This is a genomic window from Peribacillus saganii (assembly GCF_003429095.1).
Classification (GTDB): Bacteria; Bacillota; Bacilli; order Bacillales; family DSM-1321; genus Peribacillus; species Peribacillus saganii.
Genome location: NZ_QVTE01000077.1, coordinates 1 through 19,067 on the forward strand (window position 1 = coordinate 1; position 19,067 = coordinate 19,067).

20 protein-coding genes are annotated in these 19,067 nt (G+C 42.5%); 10 read left to right on the plus strand and 10 right to left on the minus strand.

Features of this window, described 5'->3' with window-relative positions; genetic code table 11:
• The first annotated feature begins 236 nt into the window (after positions 1-236).
• The 4 genes from D0469_RS20550 (at position 237) to D0469_RS20565 (ending at position 3,883) form a co-directional block, all read left to right on the plus strand.
• Positions 237-560 carry a PadR family transcriptional regulator gene (locus D0469_RS20550; protein WP_117328573.1) on the plus strand — a complete coding sequence of 108 codons (324 nt, stop codon included), beginning with the start codon at positions 237-239 and terminating at the stop codon, positions 558-560.
• A complete protein-coding gene (locus D0469_RS20555) occupies positions 557-1,417 on the plus strand; it encodes a permease prefix domain 1-containing protein (protein ID WP_117328574.1) in 861 nt (286 codons plus the stop codon). Before D0469_RS20550 ends, D0469_RS20555 begins: the two co-directional genes overlap by 4 nt.
• Before the next feature lie 10 nt (positions 1,418-1,427).
• Complete coding sequence (locus D0469_RS20560; protein WP_117328575.1) at positions 1,428-2,459, plus strand: PD40 domain-containing protein; 1,032 nt, start codon at positions 1,428-1,430, stop codon at positions 2,457-2,459.
• 506 nt (positions 2,460-2,965) lie between these two features.
• Positions 2,966-3,883 (plus strand): alpha/beta hydrolase, encoded by a 918-nt coding sequence (locus D0469_RS20565; protein ID WP_117328576.1) that lies wholly within the window; start codon positions 2,966-2,968, stop codon positions 3,881-3,883.
• 75 nt (positions 3,884-3,958) lie between these two features.
• Here the strand turns inward: D0469_RS20565 and D0469_RS20570 are convergent, their stop codons facing one another.
• Complete coding sequence (locus D0469_RS20570; protein ID WP_117328577.1) at positions 3,959-4,282, minus strand: iron-sulfur cluster biosynthesis family protein; 324 nt, start codon at positions 4,280-4,282, stop codon at positions 3,959-3,961.
• Positions 4,283-4,406: 124 nt separating this feature from the next.
• Here D0469_RS20570 and D0469_RS20575 point away from each other — a divergent pair, with 124 nt between their 5' ends.
• Complete coding sequence (locus D0469_RS20575; protein WP_117328592.1) at positions 4,407-4,622, plus strand: CDGSH iron-sulfur domain-containing protein; 216 nt, start codon at positions 4,407-4,409, stop codon at positions 4,620-4,622.
• A gap of 225 nt (positions 4,623-4,847) precedes the next feature.
• On the opposite strand, the gene D0469_RS20580 is transcribed toward D0469_RS20575, so the two are convergent.
• From D0469_RS20580 to D0469_RS20590, 3 genes are read right to left on the minus strand one after another with little or no spacing between them, the layout of a single operon-like run.
• Positions 4,848-5,456: a protein kinase family protein gene (locus tag D0469_RS20580; protein ID WP_117328578.1), complete on the minus strand. Its 609-nt coding sequence runs from the start codon at positions 5,454-5,456 to the stop codon at positions 4,848-4,850.
• Positions 5,457-5,516: 60 nt separating this feature from the next.
• Positions 5,517-5,849 (minus strand): YolD-like family protein, encoded by a 333-nt coding sequence (locus D0469_RS20585; RefSeq protein ID WP_117328579.1) that lies wholly within the window; start codon positions 5,847-5,849, stop codon positions 5,517-5,519.
• 31 nt (positions 5,850-5,880) lie between these two features.
• Positions 5,881-7,140, minus strand: coding sequence for a Y-family DNA polymerase (locus tag D0469_RS20590; RefSeq protein ID WP_117328580.1), 1,260 nt, complete (start codon positions 7,138-7,140; stop codon positions 5,881-5,883).
• A 222-nt stretch (positions 7,141-7,362) separates the two neighbouring features.
• On the opposite strand from D0469_RS20590, the gene D0469_RS21285 reads away from it, so the two are divergent.
• Positions 7,363-7,590 (plus strand): hypothetical protein, encoded by a 228-nt coding sequence (locus tag D0469_RS21285; protein ID WP_117328581.1) that lies wholly within the window; start codon positions 7,363-7,365, stop codon positions 7,588-7,590.
• A 1-nt stretch (position 7,591) separates the two neighbouring features.
• The gene (locus D0469_RS20600) at positions 7,592-8,389 is read left to right on the plus strand and encodes a LysM peptidoglycan-binding domain-containing protein (protein ID WP_158553612.1); all 798 of its coding nucleotides are present in this window, start codon (positions 7,592-7,594) and stop codon (positions 8,387-8,389) included.
• A 386-nt stretch (positions 8,390-8,775) separates the two neighbouring features.
• Here D0469_RS20600 and D0469_RS20605 read toward each other — a convergent pair whose 3' ends face one another.
• From D0469_RS20605 to D0469_RS20615, 3 genes are all read right to left on the minus strand, one after another.
• Complete coding sequence (locus D0469_RS20605) at positions 8,776-9,222, minus strand: DUF3221 domain-containing protein (protein WP_158553613.1); 447 nt, start codon at positions 9,220-9,222, stop codon at positions 8,776-8,778.
• A gap of 146 nt (positions 9,223-9,368) precedes the next feature.
• Positions 9,369-10,160, minus strand: a complete 792-nt coding sequence (locus D0469_RS20610; protein ID WP_117328584.1) for an SDR family NAD(P)-dependent oxidoreductase — start codon at positions 10,158-10,160, stop codon at positions 9,369-9,371.
• Between the two features lie 15 nt (positions 10,161-10,175).
• Positions 10,176-11,138: an MBL fold metallo-hydrolase gene (locus tag D0469_RS20615; protein ID WP_117328585.1), complete on the minus strand. Its 963-nt coding sequence runs from the start codon at positions 11,136-11,138 to the stop codon at positions 10,176-10,178.
• Positions 11,139-11,832: 694 nt separating this feature from the next.
• On the opposite strand from D0469_RS20615, the gene proC reads away from it, so the two are divergent.
• Both proC and namA read left to right on the plus strand, forming a co-directional pair.
• Entirely contained in the window at positions 11,833-12,693 is an 861-nt protein-coding gene (gene proC / locus D0469_RS20620) for a pyrroline-5-carboxylate reductase (protein WP_117328586.1), read from the plus strand.
• Between the two features lie 92 nt (positions 12,694-12,785).
• A complete protein-coding gene (gene namA / locus D0469_RS20625; protein ID WP_117328587.1) occupies positions 12,786-13,805 on the plus strand; it encodes an NADPH dehydrogenase NamA in 1,020 nt (339 codons plus the stop codon).
• Between the two features lie 279 nt (positions 13,806-14,084).
• Here namA and rnz read toward each other — a convergent pair whose 3' ends face one another.
• Positions 14,085-15,017 carry a ribonuclease Z gene (gene rnz / locus D0469_RS20630; protein WP_117328588.1) on the minus strand — a complete coding sequence of 311 codons (933 nt, stop codon included), beginning with the start codon at positions 15,015-15,017 and terminating at the stop codon, positions 14,085-14,087.
• Positions 15,018-15,294: 277 nt separating this feature from the next.
• On the opposite strand from rnz, the gene zwf reads away from it, so the two are divergent.
• Positions 15,295-16,794, plus strand: coding sequence for a glucose-6-phosphate dehydrogenase (gene zwf / locus D0469_RS20635; RefSeq protein WP_117328589.1), 1,500 nt, complete (start codon positions 15,295-15,297; stop codon positions 16,792-16,794).
• Positions 16,795-16,987: 193 nt separating this feature from the next.
• Here the strand turns inward: zwf and D0469_RS20640 are convergent, their stop codons facing one another.
• Both D0469_RS20640 and D0469_RS20645 read right to left on the minus strand, forming a co-directional pair.
• Positions 16,988-17,221: a hypothetical protein gene (locus D0469_RS20640; protein WP_117328590.1), complete on the minus strand. Its 234-nt coding sequence runs from the start codon at positions 17,219-17,221 to the stop codon at positions 16,988-16,990.
• 228 nt (positions 17,222-17,449) lie between these two features.
• Positions 17,450-18,787, minus strand: coding sequence for an MATE family efflux transporter (locus tag D0469_RS20645; RefSeq protein WP_117328591.1), 1,338 nt, complete (start codon positions 18,785-18,787; stop codon positions 17,450-17,452).
• Between the last annotated feature and the right edge of the window lie 280 nt (positions 18,788-19,067).

Consider the following 19,067-nt stretch of genomic DNA (forward strand, 5'->3'; position numbering starts at 1 on the left):
CGGCACTAGCACGTCCTGTGCGTCGGGGCTGGGCGCTGCAGCTAGACATCAACAAAGTATCAAAATCAGCAATGAGCTTTAACATATAGCCTAAAAAAAAATAGAAAAACAAATACAGATGCGCAGACCATAGCTGCAAGTCTTCATTTCCCCCTGCTAAGCTAAATTTTTTTAACCTTGCATTACGAGGTACATCGTATTACAATAACCATATATTAACAGTTGAGGAGAATCAGATGGATAAAGAAATGATGAAGGGTAGTATTGATCTTCTGTTGCTTTCGTTGATTTCCCAAAAAGATTTATATGGATATGAAATTACTAAAATTTTAAAGCAGCTGAGCGATGAGCGTTATGAAATGAGCGAAGGAACTTTATATCCTGCGCTTAAACGGCTGGAACGGAAGCTGGCTATCGAATCTTATTGGAGTCAAACAGAGGCAGGCAGACGGAAATATTATAAAATCACAGAAACTGGACTTGCTGAGCTAGCGCAGAAGCGGAAGGACTTTCAACTGATGGAAAATCTTATTAGAAAAAGTTCGGAGGGACTTTCATGAAATCCGGACTCGAACGCTTTGTTGAAAACATTGTGCGGCATACGGATTGTTCAAAAGAAGAAAAGGAAGACTTATATGAAGAACTTCTTATTCATCTCCAAATGTCACGCGGCCAGTTAATGGAGGATGGATTAAGCAAAGAGGAAGCAGAAAAAAAAGCCATGGCACTGTTCGGAAATGAGGGGGAAATCGGCAGCCAGATACAGCAGGCTATGTTTCCATACCGCAAAGAACTCATGTTCACCCTTTCCGTAACCTCAATATTGTATACGGTGGCAGCATATTGCCTCCAACTGTTTTGGGAGGGTAATGCATTCATCATGTGGATGGTTGTTTCGATGGCATCAAGCTCATTTATTTTTTACTTGGCAGTTAATAAAAGTGTCCATTTAAACCGGAAACGATGGATCAATAGCACATTGGTGCTCCATGCGCTGATTTATTTGTACGGCGGGATGCTCTCAGACGGGCTCTCACTTACTATTTTGCCGATTGCCGCTGGACTTGTTATCCTGCTGAATCTGTCGCTGCTGTACCTGACTTCGTTAAATAGCTTTGGCAGCAGCCAGGCATTGAACCGGGATTCCAAAATTATTCACGCTTTAAACATTACTGCAGGGATTTTCATTATTGGGGCAACACTTTTTATCGTTGGCGGCAGCCTTATAATGATTGGAGGATTTTCACCGATTATGCTCGCATTCTGTCTGCCGGCGCTGATTTGGATTGGGCTTTATATTGCCCAAGTAAAAGCTTTGAAAAAAAATAAACGTTTGGCATATGGTTTAGCCGTTGTCCCCATGTTATTTATAGTAGGGATTTTGCTGATCGCATTCTTGCCAAAATTGATGTATTAAGGGGGCAGCCATGAGAAAAAGATATTTATATTTATTTGGCGGACTGGTACTCACCCTTACGGCGATACTGGCAGTCATGGGGTTCAAGTTTGAAAAGACAGAACAGGAAAAACAAGAGGGTCTTGCCGATCAATATGATGTATCCGCCCAGGATACGGTTGCCTATGTTTCTTATAAAAGAGGAAAGCCCGGTTTGTATATCTTCAATAATAAGCTAGATATAGAGGAAAAAGTAATCGAATTTGAAAATAGCAAGTCTATTATCGATCCGAGTTTTTCGAGTGACGGTACGAAGGTAGCTTTTATTACTGCCAATAAAAATCCTGAAAAGGATTTGTCAAGTACAGTACATCTGCTCGATCTCCGTACTAAGGAGGTCACAGAGCTGTTCAAATCGGAGAACATGGTAACTGAACTGGACTTCTCCCCTGTTAGCGATTCTTTATTTTTCCTGGGTGCAGGCACCTTTGGGAATTATTCGCCTATTGCCAGTAAACGGACTCATGACCTAGATGTATTTGAATACAAACTGGCAGAAAAAGAAACCGTTCAGCGAACCAGCCTTAAAAAATATTCGATGACATCTCTTAACGTTTCTCCGGATGGAACATCCATTTTCGTCCAGATGGATGATGACCTGGATGCCGACACGCCGGAGGAAACATTCGAAACGAAGCAGCGGGTGTTTCAAATAGCCCTTGATTCCCCGGAAGACTTACACGTTGTAACCGATCCAAATAAAGAGATTGATATTACTGAGCTTATACTCGCCCCTTCCGGAAATGAAATAATCTACCAATCCATTAGCAACCCGGATGATGACGGGACATATAAGTATGAATTATTCTCCTATCATCTTGAATCGAAAAAGGAGCACCTGGTTACCCATTTTGGAAATTTTGTCGGACGTCCGCGGTTTAGTTCCGATGTCAGCTTGTACTTTATTGCTGATAAAAATTGGCCTAACAGGGTTGATAACCACCTCTACCGGATGGATCTGAAAACAAAGGAAATTAAAGAAGTCATTCTTCCGGAGAAATAACATGCTTTCTTAAGAGCGATTCAAAAATGAGAATCGCTTTTTTTGTCATCCGGTTTATTTCGGATTTTTTGGATTATTACCAAATTGACACTGCAGCCTTTGCGGGGCCTTCCTAGGCGGCGGAATCTTCCTGCCTCTTGCTGCCCATATCCCTAAAAAATAGCTTGTTCCATTTTATTTGCCGCTTCCATTATTGTTTTACATTCAAAGGGGAGATGCCAGCGAATATTGATTCCTCTTTTGCTTAAAAGTGAACGGCTCGGCAAGCTTTCGGGAAAAGCCTTTCGATACCGCTAACATTGGTATAATCTTCCGAAGCGAAATTTGGATCGGGAATACTTAAAGCAGCACTAAAACTGAACTCCAAAACAACTATACAAGACCAACTATGATTATTGGCTGCAAGAAGGATACTTTTTTCCAGGTAGGCAGCCACCCTTTTGCGAAAACTATTATTGGCAGAATGCACATGGTAAAATAAAGAAAAAACCTCGGGGGCGCGCTTAATGAAAAAGTTGCTCATTTTTATGCTCGGTATTCTCACTTACATTATTGGCATTGGGATGTATTTTACAAACCGTGTGATGTATATGAAAAAGAAGGAAGAACGGCTCATTCATAAACGTGAAATTTCCGCAAAACGCCTGAACCTTGAGGAATATGAATCGTTGCCGAAAAAGGAGTTAACTGTTCCTTCCAAATTCGGCTATGATTTGCACTGTGAATTCGTGGAACCGCACACAACAAATAAATGGGTAATTATTTGTCACGGCGTTACGGAAAACCGCTTCAATTCAGTTAAATATATGAATCTTTTTCTGAAACGCGGGTTTAATGCTGTTATTTACGACCATCGCCGCCACGGTAAATCAGGTGGAACGCACAGCTCCTACGGCTATTATGAAAAGTTCGATCTGCAGGCTGTCATTGATGAACTGAAAAAGCAAAAAGGCTCAGACATTATTCTTGGCATACATGGTGAGTCGATGGGTGCCGCAACTGCTCTGCTCTATGGGGGAATGGTTGAGGATGGCGCCAGCTTTTATATCGCTGACTGCCCTTTTTCCAATTTCCGCGGGCAGCTGATTCATCGCCTGAAGGCTGAGGTACCGGTGCTTCCTTCCTGGATGGTCCTCCCTATTGCTGACCGATTCCTGAAGCTGCGAGCAGGCTGGAGGATAGATGATGTTGCTCCCATACGTTTTATAAAAAATATTAAAAGCCCGGTCCTGTTTATTCACAGCCAGGACGATGATTTTATCCCAGCTGAGATGACATCCCGGCTTTTTGAGGAAAAAGAAGGCCCGAAGAAACTGTATATCGCTGCCAAAGGTGCTCATGCCCAGTCCTATAATGAAAATCCCCGTGAATACGAGAAAGTCATTGATGAATTTTTGGAAGAGCTTGTTTTGCCCGCCCATTAAAAAAGAAGCAGCAGCCTCCGGGCGTTCTGCTCCTTCTTTATTGTCGCTAATCTAAGTTTAATCGCGCCCGTTTCCCTACGTACGATCAGAAAAACTCATCCGCGGATTTAAGAATTGGTTTGGGCTTTTCAATTGAAAGCTATTTGCTTCCAGCACAAAATCAATCTTCATTTCGTCATCCAAAAAAATAGCCTTTGATTTCTCGATATATATTGGGCCGTTATTGGTTTCAATTCTTTCATCGTCATCGTCAAGCGTGCTTACGAGCCACAGTGCTGTGACCCCGTTCACCACACAGCCACAGCCATCTGTATCGTATTTCAGCTTCATCAGGCCCGATTTACCATCTGTTTTTTCACGGATCGCTTTTACCGCTGTTTCTGTCCATTCTATTTTCATAGTCAAAATCTCCTTCGTGATTGCATATCCTTATTTTATCAGTCTTTAAAATAGTTTGAAAAAGATTCGGCTTCCAGTTAGGATATAAGAAGATATGACCAAAATTATGGAAAGGATGATCATTATGGAAAAAGTAACAATAAAAGTAAACGATAACGGTTCATACCGGATTACTGGCGATGTAGAGCTAATCGACGCAGAAGGAAATGCGTTTCCTGCAAAGCCTGCCTTCTCGCTTTGCCGCTGCGGCATGTCGGCAAATATGCCATATTGCGATGCTTCCCATAAAGGCAAGTTTGAATCGCGGGTAAGAGCTCCGAAACCTGAAGGACAGGAATAAAAGGCATGCTCCCCCATACCTTTTTTAACGAGTTTACAGGGGTGTAAAAATTCTGGATTACAAATTTTTAAAAAGACCGTTTAGTGCTGGTAACACCAAACGGCCTGGCAGCAGCCGCTTTGCGCTCAGAGAATTAGCTGCAGCCGGCAAAATCCACCGGAGCCGGCAACTCAGGTGGATTATTTTTCTTGCCTATGAGTGGATGACGAAGGTTTCATCCATAAATCAAATCAGCGGCCGAAGCAAATTCTTTTTATAGGAAACAGCAATCGCATCAAGAACGAAGCGTGGGATTTTTTTTGGAAAGTACCGATGCCTGTAATACTTGACATATGCTTTTTTTATATCCTCCCATTGGCTGCATTCTTTTTGCTGCCTGTATCTTGCCACATCGATCACTTTAATCTTTTGGCTGTTTTTTATAATAATAATGTTATGCAAATGAATGTCCGATGGATTGAGCCCCTTCCTTCTTGCTGACTCAAGAGCCTGGTCGACCTGCTGTACATGTTCATCCCTTATTTCCATACCACTATTCAGGCATTGATACATTGTTGCCCCTTTGATGTAGTCAATCACCAGATAATTCTCTCCCGCTCCGTGCAGCGCAGGATATGATGGATGCTTTTGCAAAATCCGGTATATCTCCGCCTCTTCCTTAGCTTCCCTGGTTCGTTCCGGCAGAAATACCTTCATAACAAGATACGTTGAGCCAATCCTGAAAACATAGGCGCTTCTTCCCCTCCCAATATATCTCAGACAGGTATCCTTGCTAAGCAGCATTCCTTTACTGTCAAATTTCACACTTTGTGCGAGTTCCAAAAATGGCTTCATGGACAGCAGGCCACCCCCTTATACCTTTGCCGCCAGCACGTTTTTTTGGTGAGGGTTCAATCACTCTGCGTACCTGACATCCGCAATCTCCGAAAGCCCAATATAATGCGGCTCATTAAAGTGATCTACCACATGAAGCTGTTGTTTGGTTTCGTTATAATAATGTATGCGGCCGATCAAAAGGCAATGCCGCCGATTCTTATAATGGGTGATCGCGACAGCGGCACCCGTCTCCATCGCTTCCCCTATAGCCATATTCATTTCATCGAGCTTTTGCTCATCCAGTTCCCTGCGCTGTTCATAGGTGTCCTCATGTGCCCAATCCCGGAGCATTTTTACGTGCTCCGGCAGCATCATTGACGTCCATTTAATTCGTCCCCGATCCCGTATCATGATAAATCCCCCTTGGCTCTTATTCATTGCGTTACGATTTATGTCCTCCGACAAGGCCGCTTCTGATAACGGCAGTTCCTGCTGCGGTATAGGACACAGCACGCAGCAGCGATTTCGAACCGAACTTTCCGCGGATGCGGTCAACAGTGTAGCCAAGCTTTCGCTTTTTCCATGCGGAAGGATCAAACAATGTCAGCTGCATTTCATTGTCATCCACTATATTGGACAGCGAGATTGAAATTTGCCTTACTGTTTTCGGAACATAATTTTCGTGGAACAGTTCCAGACATACCCTGTACAGCTCCATCGTCACATTTGTGGGTTCAGCTATGGAACGTGAGCGCAGGAATCCGCCTCCGAATTCCTCATGGCTGTATCCAATCCCGAGGCTTATTGTCCTGCCTGCCTTATAGTGCGACCTTGCCCGTCTTGCCACCTCCTCACAGATTTCCAAAATCACGTTTTTTACTTCCTTTTCGTCTTTATAATCACGAAGAAGGATTTGGCTTTTTCCAAAGCTGACCTGCCCTTCCATGATTGGGGCTCCAATATCTGAAAGGTCAATCCCCCAGGCATGGTAATAAAGCTGGTTTCCCATTACCCCAAACTTGGCCTCCAGCTGCTCAAGGCTATGGCTGGCAAGCTGGCCAACTGTAAAAATCCCCATGCTATTCAACGTCCGCTGCACCCTTTTGCCGATTCCCCATATTTGGCTAAGCGGCGACAGCGGCCACAGCTTTGCTGGCACATCCTCATATGTCCACTCCGCAATTCCTTCCTTTTTTCCTTCAAGATCAAGGCACAGCTTGGCCAGGAGCATATTCGGTCCAATGCCAATTGCACACGGCAGCTGAAACTCCCGCTCGATCTCATCTTTAATTTTTCGCGCAACCGTCCAGGCGTCGCCCCAGAGTGAGGTGGCTCCGTCTATTTTAAGGAAGCTCTCGTCCACACTATAGGTATGGATCGCTTCCTTTGGGACATACCGATGAAACAGGCGGGTGATTTCTGTGGAAATTCTCAAATATGTGGACATAGCAGGATCAACTATTTTAATCCGCGGATCATTGGGGATTTCAAATTTCCGGGAGCCTGTCTTGATTCCGAATTCCTTTTTCATTTTCGGGGACGCCGCAAGAACAACACTTCCGGGCCGGTCGATATTTCCGACAACCGCTAAATAGCACTCTAAGGGATCAAGCCCCTCCATAACAGCGGAACAGCTGGCATAAAAGCTTTTCATATCGACGCATAAAATCCGGTGATTCGGCATCGCGTTATAATCCACCATTATGTCTCTCCACTCCTCTAGAATATATGTTCGTATTTATTATACCCATAATATTATCCGAATACACGTTCGTATTCAATGGGAATTTTATTTCAAAATTCAACATTTCCCCCGCTTCTCCTCTATTCACCAAATATGGAAATTCAGTTTGGAAAGAAATAGGGATTTATTATACAAAGAAAGTATTTATTTATTTGGAATCACAGGATGCAGGCGTGTCACATGCAGGTATCTATATCGGAAACGTCGAATTTATCAGCGCTTCTAAGCTATGTAAAATATACTTTTGCCAATCTTCCAGATTATCCATCTCCCACTTCTCAAGAAACAAATGCTACAGAAAGATTATGCCAAAAAGCCCAATTTGCAATTGTGCTCGGCAATCCTGTAACTGTTTTGGTAAAGATTCGTCAAATACATGACTCACGAAAAACAAATCGGAGGGATTAGGATGAAGAAGAAAACAATAAAGCTGACAGTGTTATCAATTGGCCTTGCATCTCTGCTCGGGTTTTCGCAGGGCGTATATGCAGGGACTGCAAATGACGTGTATAAAATTCAGAAGGGCGATACTTTATACAGTATAGCAAAACGGTACAATACCACCGTAGCAGCATTAAAGGAAATCAATCATCTCGGCTCAAATCTGATCATCGCTGGCAAAACGTTAAAGCTCGGGACAATAATAACAGTGAAAAAAGGTGATACGCTCTCCAAAATTGCCCGTGCATATGGACTGACTGTCAGTGAATTAAAGAAGATTAACAGCCTTAAATCCGATAAAATTTATCCAGGACAGAAGCTTGTTGTGGCTAAAGCAGGAAAACCAGCAGGCTCTTCCTATGATGCAGCCAAAATTGCCGTGACCCTCAAAGTGAAAAGCGGATATTCCTTCGATAAAGAAGAACCTGGCAAGTACATTCTTCAGTATAAAAAAGATGGAACATATTTTGCCCGTATAGAAGTGCTGGATGCGAAGGCCAATGTTGCAGCGGTAAAGAAGAACGCGGCCGAATATTTGAAATCAACAGGAAAAGTAATCGAAATCAAAAAACAAAACTACCATCCTTTCTACCGCAATGCTGAATTTTACTTGCACGCTTCAAACAGCAAGGCATCTCAAAATGTGGTCGTAAAAAGGGTAAATGGAAAGCTGCTGAAGTTCACCATTCATTTTGCCAACAAGGAAGAATCTGAAGGAATTACCCCTTATATTATTGAGATGCTTCAAACAACAACTGCGAAATAACGAACAAGGCTGATCTGGAACTTCCCAGTCAGCCTCTTTTTAAGATAAAAACTCCTTCTTTAACCAGTATAGATGTCCAGCATTCTGTATAGCTGTATTTTATGACTGTGAATCAAAGCGAAAAACGCTTCATCACCCCCGCTCACTGCCCTTATTACAAGCTGTTTATCCAAGCGGTTCCCCCTATTGTTTCTATACTAATTAGACATAATAAAGCGAATAAAAGTCTGCTATGAAAAAATATTTTATAATGTGCGTCTGACATTCATTTAAGGAAATATCCTCAGATTTTAAAAATAAGGCAGGGCAGCAGTCAAATAAAATGAAAATCCAAATATAAAAACCCGGCCAGCAGCCAGGATTAGGTTGAGCAGCATTTCACTGCTTTACTGATAAAAAACCTCGTATGTCTCTTCATCAATCGTTATCGTAAAAGATGTGTCAAGCACGGAACGGCTCATCATTTCAAGCCTGTAGACATTCTGCCCAGCCAAATGCTCGATATTTCGGATAATAAACCGTTCATTTTCACTTTTCTGGACACCTTTAATGGCTTTGCGGACAATTTCTGTTTCCTTGCTGCTGGCCTCATCCGTTAGAATCATTAAGAATCTGGCGTCAGCTTGCATAGGATAGGATTCTTTTACCCCTCCTGCATACCATGGCTTGATTTTCAACCCGATTTTCAAATCTTTAACATTCCACTTCTTCCCGTTCTCTGTTTGAATCTTGGTCTGTTCCGTCAAACTATATATTGTTTCACCTATTAAGACCCGATTTCCTTTTATTTCTGTAAGGAAGCCCGCTGCTCCCTTGCCAATATCTGCAGGCAATCTCGATGTATCCTTCGAACAGCCAAGAAGGATTGCGCAAAGCATCAAAGGAATCAAGAAGATGGCTGATTGTTTTATAGCCTTTCACCTCTGACTTAATAGACGGATTTCGTTTGCTTTCGTTTCAAAATCAAGGAAGAAAATTACTACTTTTTAAAGAACGCTTTTCGTCCTAATGTTTCGACCGCCCTGGGAAATAGTGTATAAAATAAGCTTCCGAGGCTCATCCATCCCGGCAGATTAATTTCGCGTTTGCTGGTCATCATCACGTCGACCACTCTCTCGGCAACATAGCCCGGTTTCAGCATAAATCGTTTTATACTTTTCACATATGTACCCTGTTCATCAGCTATATTGAAAAAATTCGTCTCGATTGGGCCCGGATTAACAGTGGTTACGAAAACGTTATGCTCCGAAAGCTCCATCCTAAGGCTATTAGAATAGCCCAATACGGCGAATTTTGTCGCTGAATAGATACTCGATTTTGGGGTTGCTATTTTTCCAGCCTGAGATGCAATATTAATGATATGCCCTGATTTACGAGCAATCATGGATGGCAAAACCATTTGTGTACAGGCGATTAGCCCAAGTACATTAACCTCAAACATTGCTTTCGTCACCTGAAGCTCTGCCTCATGTGCATGGCTGAATAATCCAAACCCGGCATTATTGACCAGAATATCTATTTTTCCAACAGCCGCAAAAATTTCCTCGAATACTGATTGGATTTTATCAGAGTCTGATACATCCAGCTGGTAAGCAAGCGCTGAGTTTCCGTACTTGGCATTCAGCTCCATCTTTATCGCTTCCAGCTTATCGATACTTCTAGCAAGCAGCACTACACGTGCTCCTCTTGCGGCTGCTTTCTCAGCTATTTCTTTGCCTATCCCTCCGGAAGCCCCGGTGATAGTAACGCATTTTCCCTTTAAATTCATCATACGAGTCACCCCTATTTAGCTGACGGAATAAATATTGCCATGGGCTGATTGTTCTTCCTTAATTTCTCCCAAATCGAGTAAATAGTCAAGCTGGGCGACAGTTTCTGAAAGAGTCAGACCCGGTTCCTTCCTAAATACTTTCGGAAATAGCAAAGTGCAAAGTTCATAAGCTGTAGAAGGTTTATTCTCCACCAGCTGTCTAACATGCATAGCCCGTTCATGCTGACGATTAATCCGCAGATTAGCCAGTTCCTTCACATTCTCCACTTCATCACCATGGCCGGCGTATACCTTTGAAACTGGCATCGCAATGAGCTTTCTTAATGAAGCATTAAATTGCAGCTGTGGCCTTGGGCGATCTTTTCCTGGCTCAAAGGGAGGCTCAATCAATGGATTAGGTGAGATTTTTTCAAGCAAAAAATCTCCTCCAATCATAGCTCCATCCTGCTCACGAAAGAACGAAAGATGGCTTTGGGCATGGCCAAGCGTCTCAACAGCCATCCATCCTGGCAGTCCCGGCAGTTCTTGCTTATCGGTAATCATATTTGTAAGAGTTCGATCGCAATTGTATTTTAATGCCCCGCGAAACTTTTTCACATGATGTTTCATTTCACTCGGAATACCTGCCAGGCTCGCGAAATCCAGGAAGAATTCATCCAGCTGGCTAATAAAGTCCTCCGAAAGCTCAAGCCATCTCTGGTTATTCGGATGTCCAGCTAACGGAACATTCATTCCAAAAAAGTCGGCACCGCCAACATGATCAGGATGGTGATGAGTAATGATCACCTGTTCGATATCCTCCAATTTATAGCCTAGCTTCTTTAACCCTTCCTCCAGTGCATAACGTCCTGCAGGTGTTTTCACACCTGTATCCACCAAAGTTAGCAAATCACCCTTTATTAAAAAAACGTTTACATCACCAACCGGAAACGGGGTTGGGATGGATATTCTAACAATACCATTATGCCATTCCGTCATTTTTGCTCCACCTTAATAATTATATTTGCAAAATACTTTTCTAGTATCCTTCTGATGTACCGCAACTATTACCTGCAGAAAAACTTCGTTGAAATTCAATTTATATTAGCGGGAATTACATTAAGAATTTACTAGGATGGACCGCCCCTGAATAATTTTTCACGTCATTCTTTTTTCACGTATTACCATTTTACCTGCTGTGAAATAAATTGTCATTATTTTCACATAATTTATTTGACATTTTTTTGCTTCACCGCAAAAAAGAGGGTTGACAGTAGCCTTGTCTTTCCCTCATAATCACAATTAAAATTAAAAGATAGGCTATGAGTAAGGCCAGTAAATGAAAGATGGCAAAAGAGAGTGAAGCCCGCCGGCTGAAAGGATTCACATGCCCCCTGTTTCATTGAACCTACCTTATGAGCCGTCAGGATAACCTGACGTATATCCCACGTTACAGGATTCAAGCGCATCTTTTGGGAAAATATTCTCAAAGGTGAACAAAGGTGGTACCACGGAAGCATGACCTTTCGTCCTTTATCAGGATGAAGGGTCTTTTTTATTTACAGGATGGAAAGAACGTATTTTCGCAAATGAAAAAGTAAACTTTGCATCCACTATAGTGCTTATAGGTTTTTAAAATTAAAGGCAAGTGACTCTTTTACCAAAATTTTCAGGTTAATAGGAGGATACGATAATGAAGAAAATTGCGTTTATAGGTGGCGGATCAATGTCAGAAGCGATGGTGTCTGGGATTATTGCCCAGGGTCTTGTTGACAGGAGCCAAATCTTCATAACAAACCGGAGCGATCAAGACAGACTCTCTTATTTAAGCAATCTATATGGAATCACAGCGTCAGCCAATTTAGAAAAAACGATAAAAGGGGCAGATATCGTTGTTCTTGCAGTTAAGCCAAAGGATGTAGCTGCTGCAATGACTGCAGCCGGTTCATATTTAAAAGAAGGGATGCTCGTTGTGTCAGTTGCTGCCGGTGTCGATTTAAACAGCCTGGAAACATTGGCAGGTAAAAAACTGCCGATTATCAGGGCGATGCCGAATACATCGGCAGCTGTAGGAAAGTCCGCTACTGCTGTCGCTGTTAATAAATATGCTGATAAAAGCCATCTTGAAAAGGCGCGGGAAATGTTTGAAACGATCGGTCTCGTAGCAGTGGTGGAGGAAGAACAGCTTAATGCCGTCACAGGGCTTTCCGGCAGCGGCCCTGCCTATATTTATTATTTGGTGGAAGCCATGGAGCAATCGGCAGAGGAAATCGGGCTGGAAAAAGAAACGGCTAAACAATTAATTATTCAAACAATTATCGGAGCTGCGGACATGCTAAGCCAGTCACCGAAAACTCCTGCTGCACTTCGCCGCGAGGTAACATCTCCTGGCGGAACAACGGAAGCGGGGATTAAGGTTTTGGAAAATCACAATGTTAAGGAAGCTCTGGTTTCATGTATTGTAAAAGCAACTGAACAGGCCAATAAACTTGGAAATCAACTAAAAGGAGAAATTCAAGCTGCAAAGTCGAAGGTTAAGGAAATTAGCCATTAATAGAAAAGCTCCGAGGCGGAAACCTTGGAAGAAATCTCCATGGTTGCTATACTATCCATGTTAGTAATCATTAGGGTAAGGAGATGGCATAAATGAAATCATTGCTCTTTTCAGAGTATACAATTAAAAATGTTACGCTAAAGAACAGAATTGTGATGTCTCCAATGTGTATGTATTCTTGCTACGAAGAAGACGGTATTGTGCAAAATTGGCATCTGACCCATTACACCACCCGAGCGGTGGGCCAGGCAGGCTTAATCATTCAGGAATCCACTGCTGTGACTCCTCAGGGCAGGATCTCACCTCAGGATCTGGGAATATGGAGCGATGATCATTTAGAAGGGCTTTCGAAGCTTGTTTCCATGATCAAAGAACATGGTGCCAAAACAGGCATCCAAATTTCCCATGCAGGACGTAAAGCCGTAATTGAAGGGGAAATCATCGCTCCTTCTGCCATTCCATTTGACGAAAATAGCAAAACTCCGAAGGAAATGACAAAAGAAGATATTGCTGAAACAGTGGCTGCCTTCCGCAGCGCTGCCAATCGGGCAAGTACAGCGGGCTACGACGTGATTGAACTTCATGGTGCACATGGGTACCTCATTAATCAATTTCTTTCACCGCTCAGCAACAAACGGGAAGATGAATACGGCGGTTCCGCTGAAAATCGATATCGCTTCTTGAAGGAAGTAATCGGAGCGGTTCAAGAAGTGTGGGATGGGCCATTATTTGTCAGGATTTCTGCACATGATTACCATACAGAAGGCATGACGGCAGAAGATTATGTCCAGATGGCAAAATGGATGAAAAACCATGGGGTAGATTTGATTGATGTAAGTTCGGGAGCTGTTGTTCCAGCCAGAATCAATGCCTACCCGGGCTATCAAGTGCCTTTCAGTGAAACAATCAGGCAAGGGGCTGATATTCCAACCGGAACAGTTGGACTCATTACTTCCCCATTACAAGCCGAAGAAATTATACAAAATGAACGAGCAGACCTCGTCTTCCTTGCAAGGGAGCTTCTAAGGGATCCATATTGGCCGCGTACTGCAGCCAAGGAACTTCGCGTGGAAATAGAACCTCCAGTGCAATATAAACGCGGCTGGCTGTAAATAAATGTTGTCAGAATTATCTGTATACAATTCTGTTTACAAATTTATATAGAAGGCAGGCTATACGAAAAATCCGGGCTGGTCTCAGTCCGGATTCTTTGTATCGGGTTAAAATTCTTGTTGCTTCGCAGCTTTCCGATTTCATTTCTCAGTGTCAGCAGTTTCAAGAAAAACTGTCTGATTTCTTTATGAAAAAATTTTGTAAGACTTGCTAAATTACGTGGAGGCTGCCTGCCTGCTTCTGTATGCTTACAATATAAAAGAATTTCATCTTCTTACTTACTTTTCTGAATACAGCGGAATCTTTATCCTCATCAAATCTTCAGCTACAACGCTTTTAGGGAATATGGCAGCTGCTTCCGCTTGCAGCCTTGCTGTTTCATCGCCCAAATATCTGGAACTGATATGGGTTAATATTAAGTGCTTAGCTTTCGCTTTTACTGCTATATCGGCAGCCTGCGCAGTGGTGGAGTGGTAATGCGAATGAGCCATTTCTTCTTCATCCATTGCTAATGTAGCTTCATGGATGAGATAATCGGCGTCTTGACCCAGTTTTACAGCATTCTCACATTTCCTGGTATCGCCAAGAATTGTTATAATCCTTCCTTTTTGAGGCTCTTCAATATAATCCCGGCCATTTATGATCCGCCCATCCTCCAGTTTGACCGTCTCACCATTTTTCAGCCTGCGGTATAGCGGGCCAGGAGGAATCCCTTCCTTTTTCAGTTTAACAACCATCAGGCTTCCAGGACGGTCTGCCTCCACAATTCTATAGCCAAAGCAGGACATGCCGTGTTCAAGCGGAAGAGCGGTAACTGTAAACTGGCCGTCATTGAAAACAACTCCCCCCTCAATTTCGATGATGTTTAAAGGATACATCAAGTGCGTCCCGCTTATTTGAAGGGAGACTGTTATAAATTCCTTTATTCCTTTCGGTCCATAGACGGTCAATTCTTCTGTACCTCCCTGGAAAGAACGGCTGCCCAGCAAGCCTGGGAGCCCAAATATATGGTCACCATGGAGATGGGTAATAAATATCTTTTCGATACGCCGTGGCTTTACAGGAGTTTTCAGAATTTGGTGCTGGGTCGCTTCTCCGCAATCGAACAGCCATACCGCTCCCCTCTCTTCTAAAAGCTGAAAGGCGATGGACGATACATTCCTTGATTTTGCAGGGACTCCTGCCCCTGTTCCCAAAAAAACAAAATCCACAATGTTACCTCCATTGCATATGTATAATGATTTTACTATAGCATAACCCGCTGAACACTGCTTTCAATAACCCGGTGAAAATAAACACTTACTTCTGATTTTACGGAATCTTGTTTGAAAAGCATATATGGAAGCGTTTTGAAAAAGAATAACAAAGGAATGGCGGGCGTAACAATTGATTTAATCCAGGACAATCTTTACAATAATATATTTGTACGGGTCTATTTTAAAATAAAATCAAGTTTTTCCAAAAAGTACATAAAGTGAGGTTCTAACTGTGAGTGAGAAACAAACACCAACTGCATTACTTATGATATTCGGTGCTACTGGGGATTTAGCTAAGCGGAAGCTGTTTCCTTCTATATACCGGTTGTTTAAAAAAGGGAAGATTTCAAACTTTGCTGTTGTCGGAGTTGCAAGAAGGTCTTTAACGAATGAAGAGTTCCAGCAAAATGTGAAGGATTCCGTCCTGACTTTTGCAAAAGAAAGTGAAAATATTGATGAATTCATCTCTCACTTCTACTACCATTCGCACGACGTTGCAAATTCAACATCTTACAAAGAGCTTAAAGAAATCGCGGAGAACCTGGATCATCAATATGAATTAGATGGGAATCGCGTCTTTTACCTTGCTATGGCTCCTGAATTTTTCGGGACCATTGCAGAACATATTAAGTCTGAAGGCCTTACCGAAACAAAAGGTTATAAACGTCTCGTAATCGAAAAACCGTTTGGCCACAGCTTTGATTCCGCTCAAGAGCTCAATGATCAACTCCGTACTGCATTTTCAGAAGATGAAATCTACCGGATAGACCATTATCTAGGCAAAGAAATGGTTCAGAATATCGAGGTTATCCGTTTTGCGAATGCCATCTTTGAACCGCTTTGGAACAGCCGATATATTTCAAACATTCAGGTAACCTCCAGTGAAGTATTGGGCGTCGAAGAGCGCGGCCGATATTATGAAACAAGCGGCGCCTTAAGGGATATGGTTCAAAATCATATGCTGCAGATGGTTGCCCTGCTGGCGATGGAGCCTCCAATCCGCCTGAATACAGAGGAAATCCGCAGTGAAAAAGTACGGGCACTACGATCTCTCCGCTGGATGAAGAAGGATGAAGTGAACCAATATTTTGTCCGCGGCCAATATGGAAAAGGAACCATTCAAGGACAAGAGGTTCCTGCTTACCGGGAAGAGGCAATGGTTGATCCGGAATCCAATACGGAAACATTTGTTGCTGGAAAACTTATGATTGATAATTTCCGCTGGGCAGGTGTTCCATTCTACATCAGAACAGGCAAGAGAATGGATACGAAATCTACCAAAATTGTTGTCCAGTTTAAGGACATACCGATGAATCTGTACTATAAATCAGAAGAACACTTGAATCCAAACCTGCTTGTTATCCATATCCAGCCGGAGGAAGGCATTACACTCATGCTAAACGCTAAGAAAACCGGCACAAGCATGAAAACGACCACTGTTAAGCTGGATTTTGCAAACAAAAGCGTTGACACGATGAACACTCCCGAAGCATACGAAAAATTGCTGTACGATAGCATGCGTGGAGATGCCACCAATTTCACCCATTGGGATGAAGTTGCACTTTCCTGGAAGTTTGTAGACAATATTTCTGAAGTATGGGAGAAGGAAACAGACCCTACATTCCCAAATTATGCTTCGGGCACTACTGGTCCGGATTGTGCAGACGAGCTGCTTGCAAAAGACGGAAACTTCTGGTGGCCGGTCGACAATCTTGATATTGATCCTTGCTGAAGTATTTAAAAGGGCTTGTTGAAGGCTCAGCCTCAGTGGTTATGAAAAACCCATACCTGCTGTAGCTGTCTCCTTGTCGTGAAGACAGGAACAGATAGAGATCCTAACATATGCTTTACTAAATGAAAAAAAGCGAAGCGGCTGTTTTTATCCGAGACAGCCCTTCGCCTTTTTTGTGTATTATTTTGCCGCACTATGAAGCCTTCCGTTTAGCAAGCTTTTCTTTTAACTGGTTAAAGACACCGCTCCATTTTTCATTTTCGTTTGAAAAATATTTTTTTAACCAAACAGGTACACCGAGAAAAGTCCTGCTCTGTTCTTCCTTATCGTTTGTAACATATTTTTTTAGCCAAATAGATACGCCCGATTCAAAGGCAACCAGCAGTAAAAAAAATCCAGCTACAGCACAGATAATTTTTATCATCATCCTGCATTCCCTCCCAAGTGCTGCTCCATAGTAAATACGGCGATATCTTATGTATACGCATTAAAAAATTAGAAATAACTGCCATACGTTATACATATACCTCTATTCGGGCGAGATAAACGGGGGCCACGCAGGTTATTTTTTGAATATTATAATACTTAAAGCTCCTGAAAATAAAAAACCGAACCTGGGCTTATACCCTTGGTTCGGACATGTTTTTTGAATCCCTCATTCTTTTCCGGGAAGCAGTTCCTTCTTCCATTTTCCATAGCGGTAATATAGATAAGAAGTTAAGCTTCCAATCACAAAAGCAGTGCCCATACCCAATCCAATCCCTGCTTCACCTAGCTTCTCAGAAAAAAGATATGTTAACGGATAGCGCAGTACCCAGAATGAAATAATGTTTAACACGAGGATCTGAAACATTGCTCCTGAGCTGCGGACAATTCCATTCAGGATAAAATTAATGCCAAGGAACGGATAAAAAAACGCAACGATCCGCAGATACTGTCCTCCAAACTCACGAGCTGCTTGTTCCTGAACGAAAAGACCAATCCCCAGCTCTGAAAATAGAAAAATCACAACCGCTATTGTGACCATAATGGATAAATTATAGAGCACACCATAGATTGCGATTTTATGGACTCGATCCCAACGGCCTGCTCCAATGTTTTGGCCGGCCATGCTGTTGACTGCCGTACTTAAAGCCATGGCAGGCAGCATAATCAAACTATCGATACGCTGGGCAGCTCCAAATCCAGCGACAACGTCCTCCCCAAATGAATTCACTACACTCATGATCGCCATAACACCAGCCGAAATAACTGTCATCTGCAAACCGGAAGGAATGCCTAGTTTAAAAATAAGAGCAATTTCCTCTTTTTTCGGCAAATAAGGAATAGCAAATGGAACAACTTTTCGCTTAATAATCAATGTTAAGCCGAACAGGAATGCAGCACCCTGTGAAATCACTGTCGCAAGTGCAGCACCTTGGATACCCATGCCGAAATAAATAATAAATACCGGAACAAGAACCGTATTTAAAACCACTGATAAAAATACAAAGATTAATGGTGTCTTGCTGTCGCCGACTGATCGAAGTATGGTGGCGATAAAGTTATATCCAAACAAAAAAATGATCCCTATGAAACTAATCTCAAGGAACGCTTTAGCACTGGAAATCATCGCATCCGGAGTACCAAGGAATACTAAAATCCATTCTGAAAATATATATCCCAATACACCTAATAAAACGGAAAGGATTGTCAGAATAACAACAAAAGCATTCAGGTAATTTTTTAGGCCTGCATTATCAGCCTTTCCTTTCTGCTGGGATAGAATCGTTAAGGCTGCATTGTTTACCCCAATGATGAATGACAATATTGTAAAAATGACCGCTCCAGAGACAGAAACCGCTCCAAGTGCATTGGCTCCCAGGAGGTTTCCGACCCATAGACTGTCAATAAATTGATAGGACACCTGTAAGAGATTGGTCAGCAGAATCGGTGTTGAAAACCTGACCATTTGTTCCCACAGGTTCCCTCGCGTGAAATCATGCTGGCTCATCGCTAACTTCCTTTTCCGTTTAGTATGTTCATCTTTCTATTATAAGGAAACACATTTGATTATCTCTAGTTTTTTGATTCATGTGTTCAGTTACAATCAGAGCAATCCGCCCAAATATAAGGATAATTTGTCCTCAATGGCAGCCGAATTGAAATTTGTTTGTCCCAAGGCAGAAGTGAATTTAGTAAAACATTAAAAAGATCAAGCGGCGCCTCTTATATTCTCATCATTTTTTAGGTTCTCCGTCAAATGTTGGGGTGATGACGATATGTCGTCACCC